This is a genomic window from Methylobacterium fujisawaense (assembly GCF_039619325.1).
Lineage (GTDB): Bacteria > Pseudomonadota > Alphaproteobacteria > Rhizobiales > Beijerinckiaceae > Methylobacterium > Methylobacterium fujisawaense.
The window spans coordinates 1,553,360-1,575,099 of the sequence record NZ_CP155000.1 but is presented as its reverse complement, the minus strand read 5'-3'; the positions used below and the strand labels follow the sequence as shown (position 1 = coordinate 1,575,099).

The 21,740-nt window shown below is 67.9% G+C and carries 18 protein-coding genes and 2 pseudogenes; 10 read left to right on the top strand and 10 right to left on the bottom strand.

The window, feature by feature from the left end:
- Nucleotides 1–444: 444 nt before the first annotated feature.
- Nucleotides 445–2,544, bottom strand: coding sequence for a putative bifunctional diguanylate cyclase/phosphodiesterase (locus tag ABC766_RS07625; RefSeq protein ID WP_345822696.1), 2,100 nt, complete (start codon nt 2,542–2,544; stop codon nt 445–447).
- Between the two features lie 150 nt (nt 2,545–2,694).
- On the opposite strand from ABC766_RS07625, the pseudogene ABC766_RS07620 reads away from it, so the two are divergent.
- Nucleotides 2,695–3,452 (top strand): annotated as a pseudogene (locus ABC766_RS07620) (IS630 family transposase); the annotation flags it as partial.
- A gap of 66 nt (nt 3,453–3,518) precedes the next feature.
- On the opposite strand, the gene istB reads toward ABC766_RS07620, so the two are convergent.
- Together istB and istA are read right to left on the bottom strand one after the other, a co-directional pair.
- A complete protein-coding gene (gene istB / locus ABC766_RS07615; protein ID WP_127991182.1) occupies nt 3,519–4,307 on the bottom strand; it encodes an IS21-like element helper ATPase IstB in 789 nt (262 codons plus the stop codon).
- Entirely contained in the window at nt 4,307–5,605 is a 1,299-nt protein-coding gene (istA, locus tag ABC766_RS07610; protein ID WP_427902312.1) for an IS21 family transposase, read from the bottom strand. Before istA ends, istB begins: the two co-directional genes overlap by 1 nt.
- A 71-nt stretch (nt 5,606–5,676) precedes the next feature.
- Here istA and ABC766_RS07605 point away from each other — a divergent pair.
- Both ABC766_RS07605 and ABC766_RS07600 read left to right on the top strand, forming a co-directional pair.
- A pseudogene (locus ABC766_RS07605) lies at nt 5,677–5,889 on the top strand (transposase); the annotation flags it as partial.
- A 42-nt stretch (nt 5,890–5,931) separates the two neighbouring features.
- Nucleotides 5,932–6,906 (top strand): bile acid:sodium symporter family protein, encoded by a 975-nt coding sequence (locus tag ABC766_RS07600; RefSeq protein ID WP_345821669.1) that lies wholly within the window; start codon nt 5,932–5,934, stop codon nt 6,904–6,906.
- A gap of 356 nt (nt 6,907–7,262) precedes the next feature.
- Here the strand turns inward: ABC766_RS07600 and ABC766_RS07595 are convergent, their stop codons facing one another.
- Nucleotides 7,263–8,141, bottom strand: a complete 879-nt coding sequence (locus tag ABC766_RS07595; protein WP_345821668.1) for a DMT family transporter — start codon at nt 8,139–8,141, stop codon at nt 7,263–7,265.
- A gap of 94 nt (nt 8,142–8,235) precedes the next feature.
- Here ABC766_RS07595 and ABC766_RS07590 point away from each other — a divergent pair, with 94 nt between their 5' ends.
- The 6 genes from ABC766_RS07590 to ABC766_RS07565 all read left to right on the top strand — a co-directional run bounded on the left by ABC766_RS07590 (nt 8,236) and on the right by ABC766_RS07565 (nt 14,793).
- Entirely contained in the window at nt 8,236–8,880 is a 645-nt protein-coding gene (locus tag ABC766_RS07590; RefSeq protein WP_345821667.1) for a TetR/AcrR family transcriptional regulator, read from the top strand.
- 23 nt (nt 8,881–8,903) lie between these two features.
- Nucleotides 8,904–9,887 carry an MDR family oxidoreductase gene (locus tag ABC766_RS07585; RefSeq protein WP_345821666.1) on the top strand — a complete coding sequence of 328 codons (984 nt, stop codon included), beginning with the start codon at nt 8,904–8,906 and terminating at the stop codon, nt 9,885–9,887.
- Nucleotides 9,888–10,037: 150 nt separating this feature from the next.
- The gene (locus ABC766_RS07580; protein WP_345821665.1) at nt 10,038–11,258 is read left to right on the top strand and encodes an ABC transporter substrate-binding protein; all 1,221 of its coding nucleotides are present in this window, start codon (nt 10,038–10,040) and stop codon (nt 11,256–11,258) included.
- A gap of 69 nt (nt 11,259–11,327) precedes the next feature.
- Nucleotides 11,328–12,506 carry an MFS transporter gene (locus tag ABC766_RS07575; protein WP_345821664.1) on the top strand — a complete coding sequence of 393 codons (1,179 nt, stop codon included), beginning with the start codon at nt 11,328–11,330 and terminating at the stop codon, nt 12,504–12,506.
- A gap of 20 nt (nt 12,507–12,526) precedes the next feature.
- The gene (locus tag ABC766_RS07570; RefSeq protein ID WP_345821663.1) at nt 12,527–13,348 is read left to right on the top strand and encodes an enoyl-CoA hydratase-related protein; all 822 of its coding nucleotides are present in this window, start codon (nt 12,527–12,529) and stop codon (nt 13,346–13,348) included.
- Nucleotides 13,345–14,793 (top strand): fatty acid--CoA ligase family protein, encoded by a 1,449-nt coding sequence (locus tag ABC766_RS07565; protein WP_345821662.1) that lies wholly within the window; start codon nt 13,345–13,347, stop codon nt 14,791–14,793. The genes ABC766_RS07570 and ABC766_RS07565 overlap by 4 nt, the downstream gene beginning before the upstream one ends.
- Nucleotides 14,794–14,956: 163 nt before the next feature.
- Here ABC766_RS07565 and ABC766_RS07560 read toward each other — a convergent pair.
- A protein-coding gene (locus ABC766_RS07560; protein ID WP_345821661.1) for an IS3 family transposase occupies nt 14,957–16,098 on the bottom strand; the annotation gives its coding sequence in 2 pieces (ribosomal slippage) (nt 14,957–15,831 and nt 15,831–16,098; 1,143 coding nt in all).
- Nucleotides 16,099–16,174: 76 nt separating this feature from the next.
- On the opposite strand from ABC766_RS07560, the gene ABC766_RS07555 reads away from it, so the two are divergent.
- On the top strand, nt 16,175–16,423 hold the full coding sequence (locus tag ABC766_RS07555) for an oligopeptide/dipeptide ABC transporter ATP-binding protein (RefSeq protein ID WP_427902320.1): 249 nt from the start codon (nt 16,175–16,177) through the stop codon (nt 16,421–16,423).
- Between the two features lie 88 nt (nt 16,424–16,511).
- On the opposite strand, the gene ABC766_RS07550 is transcribed toward ABC766_RS07555, so the two are convergent.
- The 5 genes from ABC766_RS07550 to ABC766_RS07530 all read right to left on the bottom strand — a co-directional run bounded on the left by ABC766_RS07550 (nt 16,512) and on the right by ABC766_RS07530 (nt 21,699).
- A complete protein-coding gene (locus tag ABC766_RS07550) occupies nt 16,512–17,891 on the bottom strand; it encodes an NAD(P)/FAD-dependent oxidoreductase (protein WP_427902319.1) in 1,380 nt (459 codons plus the stop codon).
- 22 nt (nt 17,892–17,913) lie between these two features.
- Nucleotides 17,914–18,312, bottom strand: coding sequence for a nuclear transport factor 2 family protein (locus tag ABC766_RS07545; RefSeq protein WP_345821658.1), 399 nt, complete (start codon nt 18,310–18,312; stop codon nt 17,914–17,916).
- 105 nt (nt 18,313–18,417) lie between these two features.
- Complete coding sequence (locus ABC766_RS07540; RefSeq protein ID WP_345821657.1) at nt 18,418–19,923, bottom strand: PLP-dependent aminotransferase family protein; 1,506 nt, start codon at nt 19,921–19,923, stop codon at nt 18,418–18,420.
- Between the two features lie 58 nt (nt 19,924–19,981).
- A complete protein-coding gene (locus ABC766_RS07535) occupies nt 19,982–20,920 on the bottom strand; it encodes a bifunctional enoyl-CoA hydratase/phosphate acetyltransferase (RefSeq protein WP_345821656.1) in 939 nt (312 codons plus the stop codon).
- A 17-nt stretch (nt 20,921–20,937) separates the two neighbouring features.
- Nucleotides 20,938–21,699 (bottom strand): IclR family transcriptional regulator, encoded by a 762-nt coding sequence (locus ABC766_RS07530; protein WP_345821655.1) that lies wholly within the window; start codon nt 21,697–21,699, stop codon nt 20,938–20,940.
- Nucleotides 21,700–21,740: the final 41 nt, after the last annotated feature.

Below are 21,740 nucleotides of genomic sequence, written 5' to 3'. Positions count from 1 at the left end.
CAACCAAAAGTCGTATTTTTGTGGCTTTTTTGGATCACGGCGATTTGTTCAACGGCATGCTCAACTCGGCCATCGCCGTTAACAGCGGCGGCTCCATCTGGAGCAAAGCCACACAGCTTCGCGACGAGGTGCCGCCACGCTGCGCCGGACGACGCGGATGGGACTCTTGCAGCCCCTGCTGGCGTCGCAGCCTGATCTGAGCCTCGATCACGGCGTCGAGGCTGCCTCCGGATCAGCCTGGTTTCACCGTCGCGGCGTTGCCTGAAACATGGAACGGCACGGCGAGATGGCCGATCTCGATGTCATAGACGACAAACTCGTGCCGGACCTCGTAGCCCTAAACTCCACCGTCTCTATGAAGTAAGCCCCTGCCTCTCAAGCTCTCCACCAATGTACCAAGAGGAATCAACTCTGGTGTTCGGAAGGCTTGGGCGACGGGCGGCTTCAGGCAAGCAAGGCGACTGGCGGTTCGGCCCTGACACCCAGCCCAAAAGTGCTGGCAAATATGTCCGGCGGCATTGGCCTGCCGAACAGGTAGCCCTGACCCTCCTGGCAGCCCTTCGCACGCAAGGCAGCGTACTCTGCTTCGGTCTCGATCCCCTCCGCGATCACTGCCAGCTTGAAGCCGTGGCCCAGCTGCAGGATCGCCCGAACGATCGTCACATCCTGGTGCGACGTCAATTTGCCGCTGATGAATGAGCGGTCGATCTTCAATCGAGTCAGCGGGAAGCGCTTCAGTAGGCTGAGGGAAGCATAGCCGGTGCCGTAATCATCGAAGGCAATGCCGACGCCAGCCTCGCGGAGGCTGCGCAGTGCGACGACCAACTGGGTATCGTGGCGCAAAACGATATTCTCCGTGATCTCCAATTCGAGGCCATCGGCTGGCAGACCGCTTTCGGCCAGAACGGTCTCCACGGTCTCGGCGAGGTCCCCGCGCTGCACCTGAGCGCCGCACAGGTTCACGCCGATCCGGAAGCGCGACGCGCCGGCTGCGCGCCACGCTAAGGCCTGTCGGCAGGCGGCGCGCAGTACCCAATCGCCGACCTCAGCGGCGTAGCGGCTCCTGTCCAATACGTCGAGAAACGCTGCGGGTGCGAGGAGTCCGCGCTCGGGATGCTGCCAGCGGATCAGCGCTTCGGCGCCGGTCAGTGTGCCATCCCGCATGCGCACCTGCGGCTGGTAGAACAACACGAACTCTTCATTCTCAAAGGCCCGGCCGAGTTCGTCGCGGAGGACGTGGGTGCGCTGAGCCTGTTCCCTGAGCAGTGGAGTAAAGACCCGGTAGCAATGCCGCCCCTCGCTCTTGGCCTTGTACAGGGCCAGATCTGCACAGGAGAGGAGGTTGTCGGCGTTTTCGCCATGTGCCGGCGCCAACGCGATACCGACACTCGTGCTGAGTCGGAGTGTCTGCCCCTCGTGGTCGAACGGCTTCGCGACCGCCGTGATAATCGCTTCGGCGAGCGTGGCCGCACACAGGGGATCACCGATATCGGGCATGATGACCACGAACTCGTCGCCACCCAGCCGCGAGACCGTATCGATGGAGCGCACGCAGGCCAGCAGTCGCGCAGCCATCGCCCTGAGAGCGGCGTCCCCTACGGCGTGCCCGTGGCTGTCGTTGATCTCCTTAAAGCCGTCGAGGTCGAACATCAGCACGGAGACGGCCCTCGCGGCTCCGACGATCTCGGTCAGCCGCTCGCGAAGCACGGCACGGTTAGGCAATTCGGTAAGGGGATCCAGATGGGCGAGGCGGAAGAGGCGCTCCTCGTTGGCGCGCCGCTCGCGGATGTCGCGGATCCTCGCACCGAACGCGGGTTGTCCTTGGTCCTCCCAGCGCGACAGCGACAGCTCGATCGGGAATTCTGTCCCACCTCTGTGCCGCGCGGGCAACTCGACGGTCTTGCCAAGGAGGCGTGGTTCACCGCCGGCCGCGATCCGATGCAAACCGCCGTCATGCCCCCTGCGCATGCGTTCGGGCACGACCAGATCGATCGATTGCCCGATCGCTTCGGCAGCGCTGTAGCCGAACAGCCTTTCCGCAGCATCGTTCCAGAACGTGATATGGCCTGCGGCGTCCGCGCAGACGATACCGTCGGGCGAGGTTGAGGCGATTTGGACGAAGCGCGCTCGGCTCGCCTGTTCGGCAACCTCCACCCGACGTAGTTCCATCAGGTCGAGGACCAAGTCAGCCAGAATTCGAAGGATCGCTCGGTCCGCGTCGGAGAAGCTGTTGCGTGGCCGCGTATCGACGAGACAGAGCGTACCGACGGCGTGATCTGACGGAGCGTGAAGCGGGGTCCCTGCGTAGAAGCGAATGTATGGCGGTCCGGTAACAAGCGGATTTTCGTTGAAGCGCGGGTCGAGAGTGGCGTCGAGGATGATGACGGCGTCGCGCTGCGCAATTGTATGGGAGCAGAACGCGACCTCTCGGCTTGTCTCACACAGATCAAGGCCGATCTTCGCGTGGAAAACTTGATGATTACGGTGCACAAGCGAGACAAAGGCGGTGGGGACGTCGAATAGGCGCGCAGCCAAATTGACGATCCGGGTGAAGGCAGGCGCAGGCGCCGTGTTTGCGAGATCATACTCGGCGAGTGCTGCGAGGCGGGCGTCCTCCGCGATGAGACTAGAGCCGTGCCCGGCGGTGTTGCGACAGGACGGTGGCTGGAGCGTTGACGGGTGAAGGAGCCAGCGATGCCTTCACCGTTGTCTGTCGATCTGCGCGAGCGCGTCGTGGCGGCCGTGACAGAGGGCGCTTCCTTCCATCAGGCGGCGGCGCGGTTCGGGGTGAGCGTGTCGAGCGCCAGCCGCTGGTCGCAACGGTTTGCGCAGCAGGGTCACGTCGCCCCCAAACCGACGCACGGCGACGACCGCCTGCCGGCGATCGAGGCGCATGCGGATCTGATCCTCTCCCTCGACGAGGCCCGGCCCGAACGCTTCCTGCGCGAGTTGCGCGACGCCCTGGCCGAGCAGGGCGTGCAGACCAGCACGAGCGGGCTGTCACGCTTCTTCGCTCGCCATGGGATCACCCGTAAAAAGGGGCGCTGTACGCCACTGAGCAGGAGCGGGCTGACGTGAAGGCGGCGCGTGAGGCGTGGTTCGCGGCTCAGCCTGACCTCGACCCCGACAAGCTCGTCTTCCTCGACGAGACGGCGGCCGCCACCAACATGGCCCGCCGCTACGGTCGCGCCCCGTGCGGCAAGCGCTGCCGGCTCCTCGTGCCCCAGGGCCATTACAAAACGACCACTATCACCGCCGCTCTGCGCACCACCGGCCTGTGCGCCTTCGACCTCGCGGATGGCGCTACCAATGGCCAGCGCTTTCGCGACTACGTCGCCAACCGCCTCGTCCCGGTGCTGCGGCCCGGCGACGTCGTGATCCTCGACAACCTGCAAGCTCACAAGGTCAGCGGCATCCGCGAGCGGGTCGAGGCGGCCGGCGCCCGGCTGCTTTCAAGCGACAACCGGAACTGACCCCTTCGCGTCACGAGGATCTGACCCCCATGCCGGTTTCCTCGCCTAGACGGGCGTGGGGTTGGGGACGATAGCGGCCCTCTGTAGAAGTCCGCTGCGACGCTTCTCGCGCAGGCGGTAGCTGTCACCGCGGATGGTGACGACGTGGCTATGGTGCAGCAGCCGGTCGAGGATGGCGGTGGCCACCACCGCGTCCCCGAACACGCTGCCCCACTCGCCCACCGCCCGGTTCGAGGTCACCAGCATCGCGCCGCGCTCGTAGCGGCGACTGACGAGCTGGAAGAACAGGTGCGCGGCATCCGGCTCGAACGGCAGGTAGCCGAGCTCATCGATGATCAGCAGCTTCGGCTTGGCATAGTGCGTCAGCCGCTCCTCCAGCCGCCCCTCGGCGTGCGCCTTGGCCAACTGCGCCACGAGCGTCGTGGCTGGGGTGAACAACACGCCGTAGCCGGCCACGATCGCCGCACGCCCGATCGCCACCGCCAGATGCGTCTTGCCCACCCCGGGTGGTCCGAGGAGCAGCACCGCCTCACCGTTGGCGATGAAGCGGCCGGTGGCGATCTCGCGGATCTGCGCCTTGTCCAACGAGGGCTGTGCGCCGAAGTCGAAGCCGGTCAGGTCGCGCACGAACGGGAAGCGGGCCAGCCCGAAGGCCATGTCGATGCGCCGCTGATCGCGCCGGGCGATCTCCCGCTCGCAGAACAGCGTCAGCGCCTCGCGGATCGTCAGTTCGCCCCGGCCGGCCTCGTCGATCAGGCTGTCGAGTTGGTCACGCATGGCCGTCAGCTTCAGGCGGTCGAGCAGTACGGTGAGGTGATCGTGTTCCTCGCTCATCAGAAGCCTCCCCCGGCGACAGCCTCGTACTCGGCGAGCGGACGCAGCAGTTCCGGCGTCGCCACGAGAGGAGGCGGGTCGCGCCGATGAGCCGGTCGCTCACGGCTACCCACGAGCCCGGCCAGATGAGCGTCGTCGACCGCACGGCCGTGACGTCCCTTCAGTTCGGCATGCGCGGCGACCTCCCGTCCGCCGTGGTGGACGCGCACCACCGCTCCGCTCACGGTGACCCGCACCCGCTCACCGATCAGCCGCCAGGGTACCGAGTAAGCGTTGCCGTCGACCGCAACCGCGCAGTCCGCTCCGACCCGGCGCACGAGATCGCGCGCGGCGGAAAACGGCGGCACGCCCGCGAGCGGCCGTAGCGCCCGAGCCTCGTCGCGGGCGAACCGCTCGCCCGGCGCCTCGCCGGTCGTGCCGTGCACGCGCCGGTCGGCGACGTCCCGCGTCCAGGCATCGAGATGCGCCTCCAGGGCTGCGAAGCTCGCGAAGCGGCGGCCGGCCACGGCATTGTTCTTGACGTAGCCGACGCCGCGCTCGTCCTTGCCCTTCGTGCGCGCCCGGTACGGGGCGCAGGCCCGCACCCGGAAGCCCCAGTGGCGGGAGAAGGCGTGCAGGCGCGGGTGCAGGACGACCTCGCGGCTCACAGGGTCGTGGTGCAAGACCAGGGCGCGAGCGTTGTCGAGCAACACCTCGTGTGGCACGCCGCCGAAAGCCCGGAAAGCGCTCTCCAGCCCGGCGAACCAGTCCTCCTGCCGTTCGTGGCCGAAGGCACGCACGTGCAGGCGGCGCGAGTAGCCGAGCGTCGCTACGAACAGGGAGACCCGAGTCGGCACGCCGCCGATCTCGACGCGCCGTTCGCCAAAGTCGATTTGCATCTGCTCGCCCGGCCGCGTCTCGAACCGCACGCTCGCCCGCGCGGCGATCACCAGATCCCGCCGCAACGGCGCGACCGCCCGCTCCACCGTGCGCAGGCTGACGTGGATGCCCTTCTCGGTCGCCAGATCCTGGCGCACGACGTCGGCGTTGCCCGCATGCTGCCGGAAGCGTTCGACCAGCCAGTCCGCCAAGCCGTCGAGCTGCTTCGAGCGCGAGGGCGTCGCGCAGGGGCGCCAATCCCCCCGTCGCAGCCACTGCTTCACCGTGTTCTTCGAACAGCCAAGCTCGGCTGCGATCCGCTTCGCGCCCCAGCCGAGCGCCTGCAGCCGCATCATCGCCGACACGTCGTCCGGCGTCTTCATCTCGGCCCTCCACGGATCGTCCATCCGCGTCAGAGCCTGAGCCTCGTTCCTGATCATCTCGACCTCCTCGCTCATCGAGGGGGTCAGATCCTCATGGCGTCAGGGGGTCAGTTTGCCGTGTCGCCTGACAGCTGCTCTACCTTCCGCCCTATAGCCCCGAGTTCAACCCGATCGAACAGATCTTCGCCAAGCTGAAAGCCCTGCTGCGGAGCGCAGCCGCCCGCACCGTGCCAGACCTCTGGAACGCCATCCGGCACGCTTTCACCCGCTTCACCCCAGACGAGTGCCGCAACAGCCTCGCCGCCGCCGGCTACGACAACGACTTGGCCGTCGCTACGTAAGCGGGAACGGCTCTAGCCGCAGTTATGCCCGCGCGCGGCGCGATGGCCGTGTGGGTCGGCCACGCCGTCACAGCCGCTGTCGCGCTACTGTTCTTCCTCTACGGCGCGAAGCTGTCCAAGGAGGCAGTGGTCGAAGGAATATCGCACTGGCGACTCCAGTCGCTCGTCTTTGCCAGCACTTACGTCCTGTTCCCGCTGATCGGACTGGCGACAGCGCGGGCGTCGCGATTGTTTCTGCCGGGGGAACTGAGTGCCGGCCTACTGTTCCTTTGCTTGCTGCCCTCCACAGTCCAGGCCTCGATCGCCTTCACGGCGATCGCGCGCGGCAACGTTTCAGCGGCCCTCTGCAGCGCCTCAATGTCCAATCTGCTGGGCGTAGTGCTCACCCCGGCACTGGTTGCCCTGACACTCGGCGGCCATGGGGCAGGGATCGACCCGCACGCTCTCGGTAGCATCGCCCTCCAATTGCTGCTGCCCTTCGCCCTCGGACAGGCGCTGCGCCCCTGGCTCAGGCCCGCGCTTGAACGCCGCCGCGCTGTCACGGCGCTTGTCGACCGCGGCTCGATCCTACTCATCGTCTACGCGGCCTTTGGTGAGGGCATGGTCGCGGGGATCTGGGGGCGGGTCGGGCTACACGACCTACTCATCGTGCTGAGCTTTGATGGTGTGATGCTGGCTGCCATGCTCGCCGCCACAACGGCGGCCTGCCGCCTGCTCGGCCTCGACCGCGCCGACGAGATAGCAGTCGTGTTCTGCGGCTCGAAGAAGAGCATGGCCGGCGGGATCCCGATGGCCAACATTTTGTTCCCCGGCCCCGGGGTGGCGCTCGTCGTGCTGCCGCTCATGCTGTTCCACCAAGCGCAGCTCTTCGCCTGCGCGGCGCTTGCCCGCCGCTACGCTGCCTGCCGGGCGGATCAGGACATAGCCCGCGAGCTCCACGCACGGCTCGCCCGCCAGCCAGCGAGTTTGCCTGCGGGCCCCGTTAGACGCCCCGAGCTGAACCGAAGCTGTCGATAACCAACGGATGTCTGCTTGCGGTTAGCGCCAACGACCGTTCGTATGGCTGTGTTGGGTCGCCAGCGGTCCGTCCGCGATGGGTGGATTGCTGCTGTTCCGGTTTTGGGAGCAGGTTCGAAGTAAGCGGACGCTTGGGTGTTGGCTGGAATTGGCCGAAAGCGGTATGACCGCTTCGGAGAAGGCTGGCCGGAAAAACGGTCGGCCTTCTACCGACCCAACCCTGTCGTAGTGTGTTGCCAACGACACCGCTGGCAGCAGCCGTTCGAAGGCGCTGACTAGGATCAGCTTCGCGTGCTCATTCCAGTTTGATGACTGCCGCTATCTCATCGACAGCCGTCGATGATGGCTTAGGGCGATCACTTCCTCAGCGCGAGGACGACACCTCCGAGCGTCAGCGCCATTGACACCATTTCGCGCGCGCCCAAGGGCTCCCCGAGCAGCAGGGCTGCCGAGAGGATGCCGATCAAGGGAACCAGCAACATGCACGTGGACGCCGCCACGGGCGACAGCCGACGCAGGGCCGCGAACCATGACAAGTAGCAGGCCGCCATCGGGATCAGGGTCATGTAAGCGAACCCTACAGCGCTCGCAGCGCTGAGCGACGTCACCGCCGGCTGTTCGAGGACGAGGCTGAGGCCCACCATCGGCAGGCAGCCGAGCCCGACCTGCCAAGCGGTCAGCGCGAACGGGGGCATAGCCAAGGCGGCTCTGTTGAGAACGGCGCCCAACGCGAACAGCATCGCGGCGGCAAGCGCGAAGCCGATGCCGGGAAGTTTCTCGACGCTGAGCGCCCCTCCGCCGGCGCCGAGCAGAACGCCGATGCCGGAGAGACCGAGCGCGAGCGCAACGAAGCCCCGCACCGTCGGGCGACTGCCGATGAGCGCCCAGGCGAACAAGGTGGCCCAGATCGGCATCGAGTAGACCAGCAGGGCCGCCTCGCCGACGGTGATCCAGCGCAGGCACAGGGCCGAGAAGCCCATCCATGCGAAGACGTTGGTGAACGCGGCCATCCCCAACCGGGCCCAAGCCCCACGAGGCACGGTGAGATGCTCGCCGCGCACGAGCGCTAGAGTGGCGAGCAACATCGCCGCCATCACTCCCGCCAAGCCTCGCCCGAACAGCGGGGGCCAGCTTTGCAGGACGACCTTCATCGCCAGCCATCCCAGCCCCCAACCGAGCGCGGTGACGAGCAGGGCCGCAACGCCCACCGCGCGGTCTGATTCAGCGGATGACATGGCTTGCTGACGTAGAGGTCGGCACATGAAACGCACCCGAAGAGCGTCTATGAAGCTCCTTGCATTTAATAATCAACCGGTCTATTTCTAAATCATGCAGATTGATGCTGCCTCTGTTGTCACGGCACGCAAGCGGGGTCGGCCGCCCAGGCCCGACCCGGCTTACGGCACGTCGCGTGCGGCTCTGATCCGGGTAGGCGTCGCGCTGCTATCGGAGAAGGGATACTCGGCAACCGGTCTTGAAGAGGTTCTGCGCAACGCCGGTGTGCCGAAGGGTTCGTTCTACCACTACTTCGCGAGCAAGGATGTTTTCGGCGCCGAACTGATCGAGGCGTACGCAGCCTACTTCGCGCGCAAGCTCGACCGCTGGTTGCTTGATGAGAGTACGGCTCCAATCCAGCGCATCCGGAACTTCGTCGCCGACGCACGTGCCGGCATGGCTCGATACGAGTTTCGCCGGGGCTGCGTCGTCGGCAATCTCGGCCAGGAGATGAGCGCCTTGCCGGAGCCGTTCCGCGACCGCCTGCACGGCGTGCTCCTCGACTGGCAGGCGCGGACGGAACGCTGCCTGCGCGACGCCCAGGCCGTCGGCGAGATCGCCGCGGACGCCGACTGCAAAGCGCTGGCCGCCTTCTTCTGGATCGGCTGGGAAGGCGCGGTCCTGCGTGCAAAGCTTGAGCGAAGCCCTGAGCCCCTCGACCTCTTCGCCGCCCTGTTCCTGGCGTACCTGGCGCGCTGAGCCCCACCCGCGGAGTGCACCCGATGTTCAAGGCAACCCTGATCGAGAAGGACGAGGCGGGCCACCGCGCCGGCCTGCGTGAGATCGACGAGGCGCAGTTGCCGGAGGGCGATGTCACCGTGGACGTCGCCTACTCGACGCTGAACTACAAGGACGGACTCGCGATCACCGGCAAGGGCCCGGTCGTGCGCAAGTTCCCGATGGTGCCGGGCATCGACATCGCCGGCACCGTCCGCGAGTCCCGGCATCCCGACTACAAGGCCGGCGACCGCGTGGTGCTCAACGGCTGGGGCGTCGGCGAGACCCACTGGGGCGGGCTGGCGCAGGTCGCGCGCCTCAAAGGTGGATGGCTCGTGCCGTTGCCCGAGGCGTTCACGCCGCGCCAGGCGATGGCCATCGGCACCGCCGGTTACACCGCAATGCTGTGCGTGATGGCGCTCGAACGCCACGGCGTCAGCCCCGACAAGGGCGAGGTCGTGGTCACCGGCGCGGCCGGCGGCGTCGGCAGCACGGCAGTCGCCCTCCTATCCCGCCTCGGCTACACGGTCGTGGCAGTTAGCGGGCGTCCCGCGGAAGCTGACTACCTGCGCGGCCTCGGCGCGGCCGAGGTGCTCGACCGGGCCTCGTTCTCGGAGCCGGGCAAGCCGCTCGCCCGGGAGCGCTGGGCCGGAGCCGTCGACGTGGTCGGCAGCCATACCCTCGCGAATGTCTGCGCCGCCACGAAGTACCGCGGCGTGGTCACGGCCTGCGGTCTGGCGCAGGGCATGGACCTGCCGGCGAGCGTGGCCCCCTTCATCCTGCGCGGCGTCAGCCTGATCGGCATCGACAGCGTGATGTGCCCGCGGCCCGAGCGGCTTGAGGCTTGGGGTCGGCTGGTCCGCGACCTTGACCCGGCCAAGCTCGAAGCGATCACGGACGAGATCGGCCTGACGGATGTCGTGGCCACCGCGGAGCGCCTGATGGCGGGCAGGGTGCGCGGACGCGTCGTCGTCGACGTCAGCCGCTAGGCGTTCTCGCCCACGCAGGTCAGATCAGGTGAAGATCAAACCGAGAGAGCACAAGGAAGTCCTGGGTACGATGACTTAGAGACAAACGCGGCGCCGCCGCCGGACTGACAAAAACAATAGCAGTCCGCTCACGACAACGGAGGAACGACCATGAAGGTTACACTTGCGCTGGCGACGCTGTTCGGCGGCATGTCGGCCGCGCACGCCGATCCCCTTCCGACCTTTCGCATCGGCGTGCTGAACGATCAGTCCGGCCTCTACGCCGACATCGCGGGGCCCGGTTCCGTCGAGGCCGCACGCTTGGCCGTCGAAGACTTCAAGCCGGAAGCAAAGGGTTTCCGGGTCGAGGTTCTCTCGGCCGACCACCAGAACAAGGCCGACGTCGGCGCGGCCATCGCGCGGCGTTGGTTCGACGTCGACCACGTCGACGCCATCGTCGACGTACCGACCTCGTCGGTCGCGCTCGCCGTGTCGAACATCGCGAGCGAGAAGGACAAGGCCTTCCTCATCGCAAGCGCCGGCTCCTCCGACCTGACCGGCAAGAACTGCACCCGCACGAATGTTCACTGGACCTACGACACCTGGGCGCTCGGCAACAGCACGGCGCGGGCGGTGATCAAGCAGGGCGGGAGGTCCTGGTACTTCCTCACGACGGATTACGCCTTCGGCCACGCCCTTGAACGCGATGCAACCGAAGCCGTGACCAAGGCCGGCGGCAAGTCCCTCGGGCACGTCCTCGCCCCGTTCCAGAGCACCGACTACTCCTCCTACCTGCTCCAGGCCCAGGGCAGCGGAGCGCAGGTCGTCGCGCTTGCCAATTCCGGCGGCGACACGATTAACGCCATCAAGCAGGCCTCGGAGTTCGGCCTCACCGACGGCGGCCAGAAGCTCGTCGCGCTCCTCGCTTTCATCTCGGACATCCACTCGGTCGGCCTGAAGGTCGCCCACGGCCTGACCCTGACCGAGGCGTTCTACTGGGACCTCAACGACGGCACGAGGGCCTGGGCGAAGCGGTTCGCGGCGCGCAACGGCGGGCGCTATCCGACGATGAACCAAGCCGGCACCTACGCGTCGATGCTCCACTGGATGAAGGCCATCGCCGCCATCGACAAGGACAAGGCGCATCACGGCACCGAGGTCGTCACGCAGATGAAGGCGATGCCGACGGAGGACCCGCTGTTCGGCCACGGCTCGATCCGCGCGGACGGGCGCACCATCCACGACCTCTACCTGTTCCAGGTCAAGGACCAGTCGGAGTCGAAGGGGCCTTACGACTACTACAAGCTCCTCGACACCATCCCCGGTGACCAGGCGTTCCGGCCCATGGCCGATGGAGGCTGCCCCATCGCGGCCCAAACGGCCGCGAAGTGAGGCGCGGTGGCCATGGCGTCCCTTGACGTAGTCCACACCGCGACGACCACCGCAAAGCGGGCAGCGATTGTGCTGCTTCTCCTGAGCGAGGTGGCGGCCATGGCCACGTGGTTCGCGACAACCGCCTCTATCGGCGCGATCCGCACCCACTGGTCGCTGAGCCCGTTCCAAGAGGCCCTGCTCACCAACAGCGTGCAGGCCGGGTTCGTGGCCGGCACCCTGGTCAGCGCGCTGCTTGGGTTGGCCGATAGGTTCGACCTGCGCCGGCTGTTCTGCGGTTGCGCCGCGACGGCGGGCGTCGCCAACCTCCTGATGCTGGCCTTCGAGCCGACCTCGCCGATGGTGCCGCTGCTGCGCTTCGTGACGGGAGCCTGCATGGCCGGCGTCTACCCGGTCGGCATGAAGATCGCCGCCACCTGGGCGGTGGGCGACCTGGGGTTGCTGATCGGCCTGCTGGTGGGCGCGCTCACCCTCGGCTCGGCGCTGCCGCACCTCGTCGCGGCGTTCGGCCAACTCGACTGGCACCTGCCGGTGCTCGGTGCGGCGCTGGGCGCACTCCTGGCGGCGGTCCTGATCCGCTTCGTGCAGCTCGGGCCGATCCGGTCGGAGGCCCCGCCCCTGCGCCTGGAGAACGCCCTTGAAGCGTGGCGCAACCGCGGCGTGCGCTTGGCCAATCTCGGCTATCTCGGCCACATGTGGGAGCTCTACGCGATGTGGGCCTGGATCGGCGCCTTCATGGCGGCGAGTTTCCGGGAGCGCTACGGCAACGCCCCCCCGTTCCCGCCGGAACTCGCGGCATTCGCGGTCGTCGCCGCGGGGGCGTTCGGTGCCATGCTGGGTGGCTGGGCGGCGGACAGGTTCGGACGCACCCTGGTCACCGGCGCATCGATGCTCGCCAGCGGCTGTTGCGCCATCGCGGTCGGCTTCCTGTTCGGCGGCCCCGCCTGGGCCGTGCTGTCGGTGGGCCTGCTTTGGGGCGTGGCCGTGATCGCGGATTCGGCGCAGTTCTCCGCGGCCGTGAGCGAGCTCAGCGACCGCCGGCTGATCGGCACGATGCTGACCGTGCAGACCTGCGTCGGCTTCCTGCTGACGCTCGTCAGCATCCAGCTCATCGCCTTCGCAGGCACCTTCCTCGGATGGCGGTTCGCCTTCGCGCTGCTCGCCATCGGGCCGTTCCTGGGGCTCGTCTCGATGCTGCGGCTGCGACGCCTTCCCGAGGCCGCACGGCTGGCCAGGGGCCGTAAGTGACAGCCAGGAGGAAGCCGATCGTGGCCTTCACGACGATCACCTACGAGACGCTCGCGCCTGTCGCGCGGATCACCCTAAACCGCCCGGAGCGGACCAACGCGATCAGCGCGACCATGCTCGACGAACTGGCGCAGGCGATGGATGCTGCCGAGGCCGACGCAGCGGTGCGGGCCGTGATTGTGCGCGGGGCCGGCACGGCGTTCTCGTCGGGCTTCGACCTAAAGGACCAGATGGCGCTCCGCCCCGAAGGCGTGAGCCAGTGGCGCCCGATCCTGCGCAAGGATTTCGACGTGCCCATGCGCTTCTGGCACTGCCCGAAGCCGACCATTGCCGCGGTGCGCGGCCCCTGCCTCGCCGGTGCCTGCGAGCTGGCGCTGGCCTGCGACCTGACCGTGGCGGCCGAGGACGCCTTCTTCGGCGAACCGGAGTTGAAGTTCGGGGCCGGCATCGTCGTGATGATCCTGCCCTGGATCGTCGGTCCGAAGATTGCCAAGGAGATCATCCTCACCGGCGAGGACCGCATCCCGGCGCGGCGGGCCTACGAGATCGGCATGGTCAACCGCGTGGTGCCGGCCGCCGACCTCGACGCCAATGCGCTGCACCTTGCCCGGCACATCGCGGCAATCGACCCGAATCTCGTCAAGGAGACGAAGCGGGCGATCAACCGCTCCATCGAGGCGCGCGGCATGCTGGAGGCCCTGGAGACGGCCCTCGACATCGATTTACTGATCGAGGGCGAGGGCTCGCCGGACAAGCGGGCTTTCATGGACATCGCCCGATCCCAGGGCCTCAAGGCCGCGCTGGCATGGCGCGACAGCCGCTTTCCGGGAGCCGGGTCATGAGCGGGGCACTCGCAACGATCTTGCGCGAGGGACTTGCCCGTCCCGGCAACCGGGTGGACGAGGTCTCCGGTCCCGGGATGTCGGGACACGAACTCGACGCGCACGCCGGTCTGGTCGCGGGCCTGCTGCGCGAGGCGGGCGTACGCCCGCACGAGCCCGTGCACGTGGCCATCGGCAACCGAGCCCTGGATCTCGGAACGCTGCTCGGCGTCTGGCGTGCGGGGGCCGTCGCGGTGCCTGTGCATCGAAGTGCCGCCCCGCTCACCCGAGAGGCGGTCGAGCGGGCGACGCGCGCCCGGTTCCGGATCGACGGGCTCGGCCTGGACAGGATGGCGGAGACGCCGTCGCCGGATCGGCCCCTCTTGGACGGGGCGGCCCTCGTGGTCTTCACCTCGGGCAGCACCGGCGCTCCGAAAGGCGTGGTTCTCGGGCACGAAGCCCTGGCGCGTAAGCTCGCGGTCCTCGACCGGCTTCTGGGCTTCCGTCCGGACGACGTGGTCGTGGTCCCGCTCCAGCTGACCTTCATCTTCGGGATCTGGGCGAGCCTCCTGGCGATCCGCTCCGGGGCGACCCTCGTCCTCGTCCAGAAGTTCACCCACGCGACGCTCGCGGGCCAGCTCGCCGCAAGAGCGACCGTGCTGGCCGCGGTACCGACCATGCTGCGGGCCTTGCTCGCCGATGGCGCTCCGCCGGGTCCCCGGCTCCGCGCGGTGCTTACCGGCGGCGAGGCGCTCAGCCCGTCCCTGGCCCAAGCGGTCCGCGGTGGCTGGCCGGAGGCCGAGCTCGTCGACCTCTACGGCTCGACCGAGACCGGCTCGTGTGATTTCTGCCATCGATCCGGGGAAGCCGGCACCGCGGGTTCCATTGGCGTCCCGACCGAGGGCGTGACGTATCGCATCGTCCGGAACGATGGCACACCGGCATCCGCGGGCGAGGTGGGCGAGCTGCAGATCCGCACCCAGTGCGGCATGCTGGGCTACCTCGACAACGCCGAGCTAACCCAAGCCTCATTTGAGGCGACCCACTTCAGGACGGGTGATCTGGCGCGCCTGCACCCGGACGGTCAGGTCGAGCTCGTCGGGCGCTCGAAGGAGATCATCTCGCGCGGCGGCAACAAGATCTCGCCGCTGGAGATCGAGAACGCCCTCTGCGCGCATCCCGACGTCGCTGCAACCCTGTGCGCCGGCGTCCCCGACGAACGTCTCGGCGAGGCGATCCACGCCGTCGTCGTGCTGAAGCCTGGGCTCGCGCTGACGGTGGACGAGCTCAAATGCTGGGCGGGCGCCAACCTCGAACGCTACAAGGTGCCAGACGTGATCGTCTTCAGCGACATGCTGCCCTCGGGCGCGACCGGCAAGGCGAGCCGTGCGATGGTCAGTACGCTCACGCTGGCGTGCACCGACACTTCGACAGCCACCATGAACCGCCCGCCGCCAGGCCCCTGAGCATCACATGCTCTATCCCATTCATGCCTGAGCGAAAAACGGAGGAAACGATGCCGGTCAAGCATGCTCTCTCGCCTCCGTCCGAGGACGAGACCTGTCCCTGTCGCGACGGCATGTTCGCAACCTGACCTGACCGGTATTTTGGACCGATCCAATTGAGAGGCTACTGCATGGTCGCTGTCATGGGTAGCCGGAAGGCCAGATCTGGGTAGCTGACGGGCGCAGGTGGCCGATAGCCCAGCGACGAATGCGGTCGGACGCGGTTGTAGGTGGTTTGCCATAGACCAATCACGATCTGTGCCTCCTTCAACGAGTAGAAGATCTCCTGGCGTAGGCACTCGTCACGAAGCTTGCCGTTGAAGCTCTCACAGTACCCGTTCTCCCACGGGGAACCTGGCGCGATGTACTGGATCTGCGAGCCAGCTTTGGCGACCCATTTGCGCAGCGCCTTCGAGATCATCTCAGGGCCGTTATCGCAGCGGATGTGCTCCGGGATGCCATGCAGGCACATCGCCTCGGCCAGCGCCTCGATCACGCCGAGGCTGTTGATGCGTCGCGCCACCTTCAGCGCCAGGCAGGCCCGGCTGTGCTCGTCGAGGAGCGTCAGGATGCGCAAGCTGCGGCCGTCGTGGGTCCGCGCCTGCACGAAGTCGAAGCTCCAGACGTGGTTGCGGTGGAGCGGCCGTAGTCGCACACATGAGCCGTCGTTCAGCCAGAGGCGGCTGCGGGGTTTATGTCGGCTGGGGACCTTCAGCCCCTCGCGACGCCAGAAGCGCTGAACCCGGTCCTTGCCCACCTGCCAGCCGCCTGTCTGCAGCAGTGCGGTGACGCGGCGATAGCCATAGCGCCCGTAATCGGAGGCCAGGGCAACGATGGCCCGGGTCAGCGCATCCTCGTCGGCCGGCACGGTCGGCACGTAGCGCTGCGTGCCGCGGTGTTGGCCGACGATCCGGCAGGCGTGACGTTCCGAGAGGCCGTACTTCTCCCGGATCCCGTCCACCGCCTGCCGGCGTCGCTCGGGGGCTACAAGTTTCCCGAGGCGACGTCCGCCAGCACCTGCTTCTCCAAAGAAAGGTCGGCGACGAGCCGGCGCAACCGAGCGTTCTCACGCTCCAGGTCCTTCATTTTCTTGGCTTGATCGACTTGGAGGCCGCCGTACTCCTTGCGCCAGCGGTAGTAACTCTGCTCGGAGATCTCCGCCTCCCTGCATGCAAGGGCTAAACTCTTACCCTGGGCTGTCTGCACCTCGATCTGGCGCAGCTTCAGCACCACCTGCTCCGCGTTCGTCTTCTGACCTCGCCGCATGTCCGACTCCTTCGGTCCTCGCTGATCCTCTCAATCAGCTCGGTCCAAAGCCAGCCGGTCAGGTCACTGGTCGCTCATCTCCGCCGCCGTGCCGGCCGGGCCCGCCCGGGACACCCTCAAGACCCGCTATCTCGTCCGAGGCGAGCCGCCGAGCCCGATCGATCCACCTGCCGGCTGCCGCTTCGCCGGGCGCTGCCCCTTCGCGATAGAGCGCTGCCGGGCCGAGGACCCCGCTCTGCTGCCTGTCGGCGGGGGCCATGCAGTCGCCTGTCACCGGGTCGGCGAACTGCCTCCGCCGGACTTCGAGGCGGTTCAGGCCGCTTGAGAGCCTGACTACGACGGGCTCGGTCCCCGCCCCGCGAGCGGGACGAAGGGACTTTGCTTCGTCGGGCGGGCTGTGAGGCCGAGCCTCCTCACGCCGCCTCGTCGCGGTGGTGATACCAACGGTAGAGCATCCGCTGGCCGATCCGCCGGAAGGGGGCGAAGGGGTGGCCGGGCAGAGCGCCCTCGTAGATCGGCAGGCCGGCGGGCCTGCGCCCGGCGACCAACCCCGCGAGGCGCCGCCCGGCCTGGGCCGAGAAAGACACCCCGTTTCCGCCGTAGCCGAGGCTGTAGAACAGCGGCTCGCCGGGCTCCGGCTGCACGATCCGGGGCATCATGTCGTGGCTGACATCGACCCAGCCCCACCAAGAGTAATCGACACGGATTCCCTCAAGCATCGGAAACTTCGCGTGCAGCCCGTCGACGAGCAATTGCAGATGACGGGGATGGGTCGCGTCCGCGCCGGTGATGGCGCTGCGGCTGCCGATCTGGACCCGGTCGTCCGGCAGGCGGCGATAGTAGAAGCGTAACGTGCGGGTGTCGGTGACGAAGGTGGTGGTGCGGAACGTCGCCGCTACCTCCTCCGGCGTCAGCGGCCGGGTGACGAGGGAGTTCGACAGGATCGGCATGATCCGGCTGCGCAGGCGTGGATGCAGCCCCTGGCTGGTGTAGCCGCCGGTCGCGATGGCCACCGCCCGCGCCCGCACCGTCCCGTGGGGCGTGCGCACCCGGAACCCCGGCCCGTCGCGGTCGATCCCCAGCACCGGGCTCGACGGGTGGACCGTCGCACCGGCCGCGCGGGCGGCCTGGAGATAGCCAAAGGCATATTTCGCCGGGTGAATGCCGATGCCGAGCGGTTCGTGCAGGGCGCCGACCGCCCCGACCTCGTCGAGCCAGTTGCCCTTCAGCTCGTCGGCTCCCATCATGCGCGTGGAATAGCCGAACACGTCATTGGCCACCGCCGATTCCATCGCGAGCTTCTCGAAGGTGCGCGGGCGGTGAGCTACATAGAGATGGCCGCCGGGCTGCGGGTCGGGGTCGAACTCGCGCACGAGATCCGTGAAGTAGTCGAAGCCCTCCATGATCTCGGCATGGAGCTTGAGGGCGGTCTCTCGCCCGTAACGGGCGATCCACTGCGAGCGGCTGAGACGTCCTGAGGCGGTCTGCCCCTGGCCCCCATTGCGGGTGCTGCAGCCCCAGGCCACACGGTTAGCTTCCAGCACCGTGGCCTTGATCCCGTGGTCTCGGGCGAGGCTGAGCGCGCAGGACAGGCCGGTGAAGCCGGAGCCGACGATCACCACGTCGGCGTCCTTATCGCCGGTCACCGGGCCGTCGTCCTCCGGCGGGATACCAGCGGTCGCGACCCAGTAGGTCGGGGCGTAATTCCGGTCGGTTCCGGGGGTGGCGTGGGTCAGGGGATCGTAGGTCGGATCGTAGGGCGCGCCGGTCGGGCGCAGCTGCGGATCGGCGATCAGCGTCACGGCCGCTCTCCCCTCAGGCCGCCTGGACCGGACGGTCCTTCCGGAAGGCGCTTTTGCGGGCAATCAGGCCGTCCTCGAAGGTGAACAGGTCGACACCCTCGGCCTCGATCCGCCCGCCATCCGCCCGCGTAGCCGTGAACAGCCATTCCGAGGTTGCGCGGTCACCCACAACCGTGTGGCGGGTGACCGCCCAGGCGACGTCGGGCATGTCCCTCCAGACTCCGACGAAGGCGGCCCGCACGGCCTCCTGGCCGGTGAGCCGGCGTCCGTGAGCCTCGGGCCCGGCCGCGGTGTCGAACACGACGCCGGAGGTGAAGCAGGCCATTACGCCCTCCGCATCGTGACGGTTGAAGGCCGCAAACAGGCGCTCCAGAAGGGCCATGCGGCCCACTTCCGTTGTGGCTTCGCTCATCGGTCGGGTCTCCCGCAGGCATCGTCCCGGCGGGTCTAGGCCGCCGGCATCGCCGTCCGTGAGATCCAGAGGGAGGCCAACGAGACGTCCAGTTCCCAGTGCCGCTCAGACCTGTTCCGGGATCTCCCGCGATGCAGCCGTCGCGGCGGGCCGGAGAAGCTCCGACAGCCGAGCGAGCCCCGGCTCGATCCGGTCGGTGCGGATCGAGGTGAAACCGAGCCGGAAGCAGGCCCGCCCTGCCTGAGGATCGGCGAAGAAGATATCGCCTGGCTCCATGAGGACGCCGCGCTCCCGGGCCCGCTCGGTGAGGTCCCGGGCGTCGAGGCCCGGCGGACCCTCGATCCAGAAGCTTGTGGCTCCGGGATCGCGGCGCCAGTGGCAGCCGGGCAGCAGACGCGGCAGGAGGCCGGCGATGCAGGCGGCGCGCTCCTCCAGGGCAGCGGCGGTGCGGCGCAGGTGCGAGCGGTAATGCCCCAGGGCGATGAACATCGCGGTGGCGCGCTGGTTGTTGGAGGGCGGATGGCGCAGCATCAGGCGCCGCAGCACCCGCAATTCCGCGATGACCGCGCAAGGGGCGACGACGTAGCCGATGCGCAAGCCGGGCGCGAGCACCTTCGAGAAGCTCCCGACGTAGATCACCCGCCCGTCCGAATCGAGGCTCTTGAGAGAGGGGATCTCCCCCTCCACCGCGAGGTCGGCCTCGTAGTCGTCCTCGACGATGAGAACCTCGTGGCGCCGGGCCGCGTCGAGCAATGCGTGGCGGCGCTCCAACGGCATCACGGCCGTGGTCGGGCAATGATGCCCGACGGTCACGAAGGCGATGGCGCACCCGGCGAAGGCCGCATCCGGCACCACCCCATGCCGGTCGATGGTGAGCGCGGCCAGATCGGACGTCGCAAGGCCAAGCATGTTTCGGGTGTCGGGATAGCAGGGATCCTCAATCCCGGCGGGGGTGTCGCGTCCGACGAGGAGGTGCGTCAGGAGGGAGAGCGCCTGCTGCGACCCGATGGTGATCATTACCTCGTCGGCGCCCGCGAAGATGCCCCGGCGCGGCAGCACCTGCAGCCGGAGTTGCTCCACGAGGTCGGCATCGTCCTCGTCGATGAGGTCGCCGGCCCAGCCGTTGATCTCCGCGACGCTGGAGGCGGCCCGGACGCTCTCGCGCCAGTCGTTGGCCGGGAACAGAGAGGGGTCGAACTGGCCGAAGACGAACGGATAAGGGTAGTCTAGCCAGTCTCGGGGCTTCGTGATCTGCGGCAGGAGCGAAGGGCGGATCGCGAGGCGCCCCGACCAGTCGAGGGAGGTCCCTGGCGACGGCCGGCCCTCTTCACGGGTCTCGGTTCCGGGGGCGAGGAAGATGCCGCTGCGCTCGTGGGAGACGAGGAAGCCCTCGTCGATCAATTGCTGGTAGGCGGCCACGACGGTGTTGCGCGCCACGCCGAGCAGGGCCGCCAGTTGCCGCGAGGACGGAAGCCGCGCTTCAGGCGTCAGGACCCGCCGCTCGATCGCGTCCACGATCGCCCGCCGGATCTGCAGGTGTAGGGCCAGACCGGCGCGATCGAGGGCGCCGAACAGTTGCGTCCATGCGACGGCGTGATCCGTGGCAGCCATGCGATGCCGGTCCCCGCGATCCCCCGAACCCAGGCAAGGCACGGACAGTGCCATATGCCTAGCCAGTCCGATCTCCGGCCGCGGCCAGGGTGGCGAGGGCGCAGGAGGCAATCCGCGCCTGGACCGAGTCGGAACGGCTCGTGAGGATGATCGGCACCCGGGCTCCCAGAACCAATCCCGCGCAGGCGGCCTCGCCGAGATAGACCAGCGACTTGTAGAGACTGTTGCCGGCATCGAGGTTCGGCACAACCAGGATGTCGGGCTCGCCCGCGACGAGGGAGACGATGCCTTTCGTGGTCGCCGAGGTCAGTGAGACGGCGTTGTCGAAGCCTAGCGGACCATCGAGGACGGCGCCGGTGATTTGGCCGCGGTCGGCCATCTTGCACAGGGCGGCGGCGTCGATCGTCGAGGGCAGTGCAGGGTTCACGGTCTCGACGGCGGCGAGGATCGCGATCTTCGGCATCGGGTTGCCGAGCCTGTGAGCGAGGTCGATCGCGTTGCGGACGATGTCGGCTTTCTCCATCAGTCCGGGGGCGATGTTCACCACTGCGTCGGTCAGCATCAGCGGTTTGTGGTAGGCGGGACAGTCGAACCAGAAGACGTGGCTGGTGCGGCGGCCCATCCGCAGGGGGCTATCCCGGCCGACCACCGCGCCGAGCAACTCGTCGGTGTGGAGCGATCCCTTCATCAGCGCTGCGACCTCGCCGGCTCCCGCCAAGGCCACGCCCCGCCGGGCGGCGGCCAAGGGATCGGCGGCCTCCACGATCTCCCGCTCTCCGAGGGCGAGACCCGCCTCCTCCGCCAGTCGGCAGATCACGGCGGAAGGGCCGATCAGCACCGGATCAATGAAGCCGAGATCGGCGGCTTGGAATGTCGCCGCCATCGCCGAGGCTTCGCAGGGATAGACCACTCCGACCTTGATGGCCCCTGAGGCCCGGGCCCGCTGCGCGAGGTCGTCGAGCCTCGGATAGGAAGGCGCCACGCGCTGCATGTTCATGGGGTTCTCCTGGGCTGTCAGGTGAGTGTCGCGGCCAGAGCCGAGGCAGCGGCGCGAAGCACGGGCAGTCGCTCGGGGGCGTTTTCGCGCCACAGGCGGACCACCGGGGCCTGGAGGGCCAGGGCGGCGACGCAGTCGCGCCCGTCCCTGTCGAGGATCGGCACCGCGACGCAGAAGAGCCCGGTCAGGAACTCCTCGTCGTCGAGGGCATAGCCCTGCCGCTTGATCTGCTGCAGTTCGGCCTCCAGCGCCCCCGGCTCGGTGAGGGTGTTGGCGGTGAAGTGGTCGAGCGGCAGGGTCGCGAGCAAGCGCTCGCGCCGGCTGCGCGGCATGAGAGCGAGGAAGAGCTTGCCGCTCGCCGAGCAATGCGCCGGCACCCGGGAGCCCTTCTGGAAGGCGACCCGCAGGGGCGCCGCCGCCTCGACGCGGTCGAGATACATGACCTCTCCGCCCTGAAGCACTGTGAGATTGCAGGATTCTCCGAGGTCCCGGACGACGCCCTGCAGGATCTGGTGCCGGCGGATCGAGCCGGGATTGTTTGAGAGGATGGCGAAGGCGAGCGAGGTGGAGCGCGCCGCGAGTTCGTAGCGCCGTCCGTCCGGTAGCCGTCGCAGCAGTTCCGCCCCCTCGAGCATGGTCAGCCAGCGGTGAAGCGTCGGCTTCGGAAGGTTGGCGACCTCCGTCAGTTCCGCGAGCGTCGGGGCGTGATCCATGGCGGCGATCGCCTCCAGCAGACCGAAGGCTTTGAGGGCGGGTGAGGACTCAGCGGCTTCGTCCATCTCAATTCGACCTTTATTCCAAAAAACAGAACGTTGAAAGC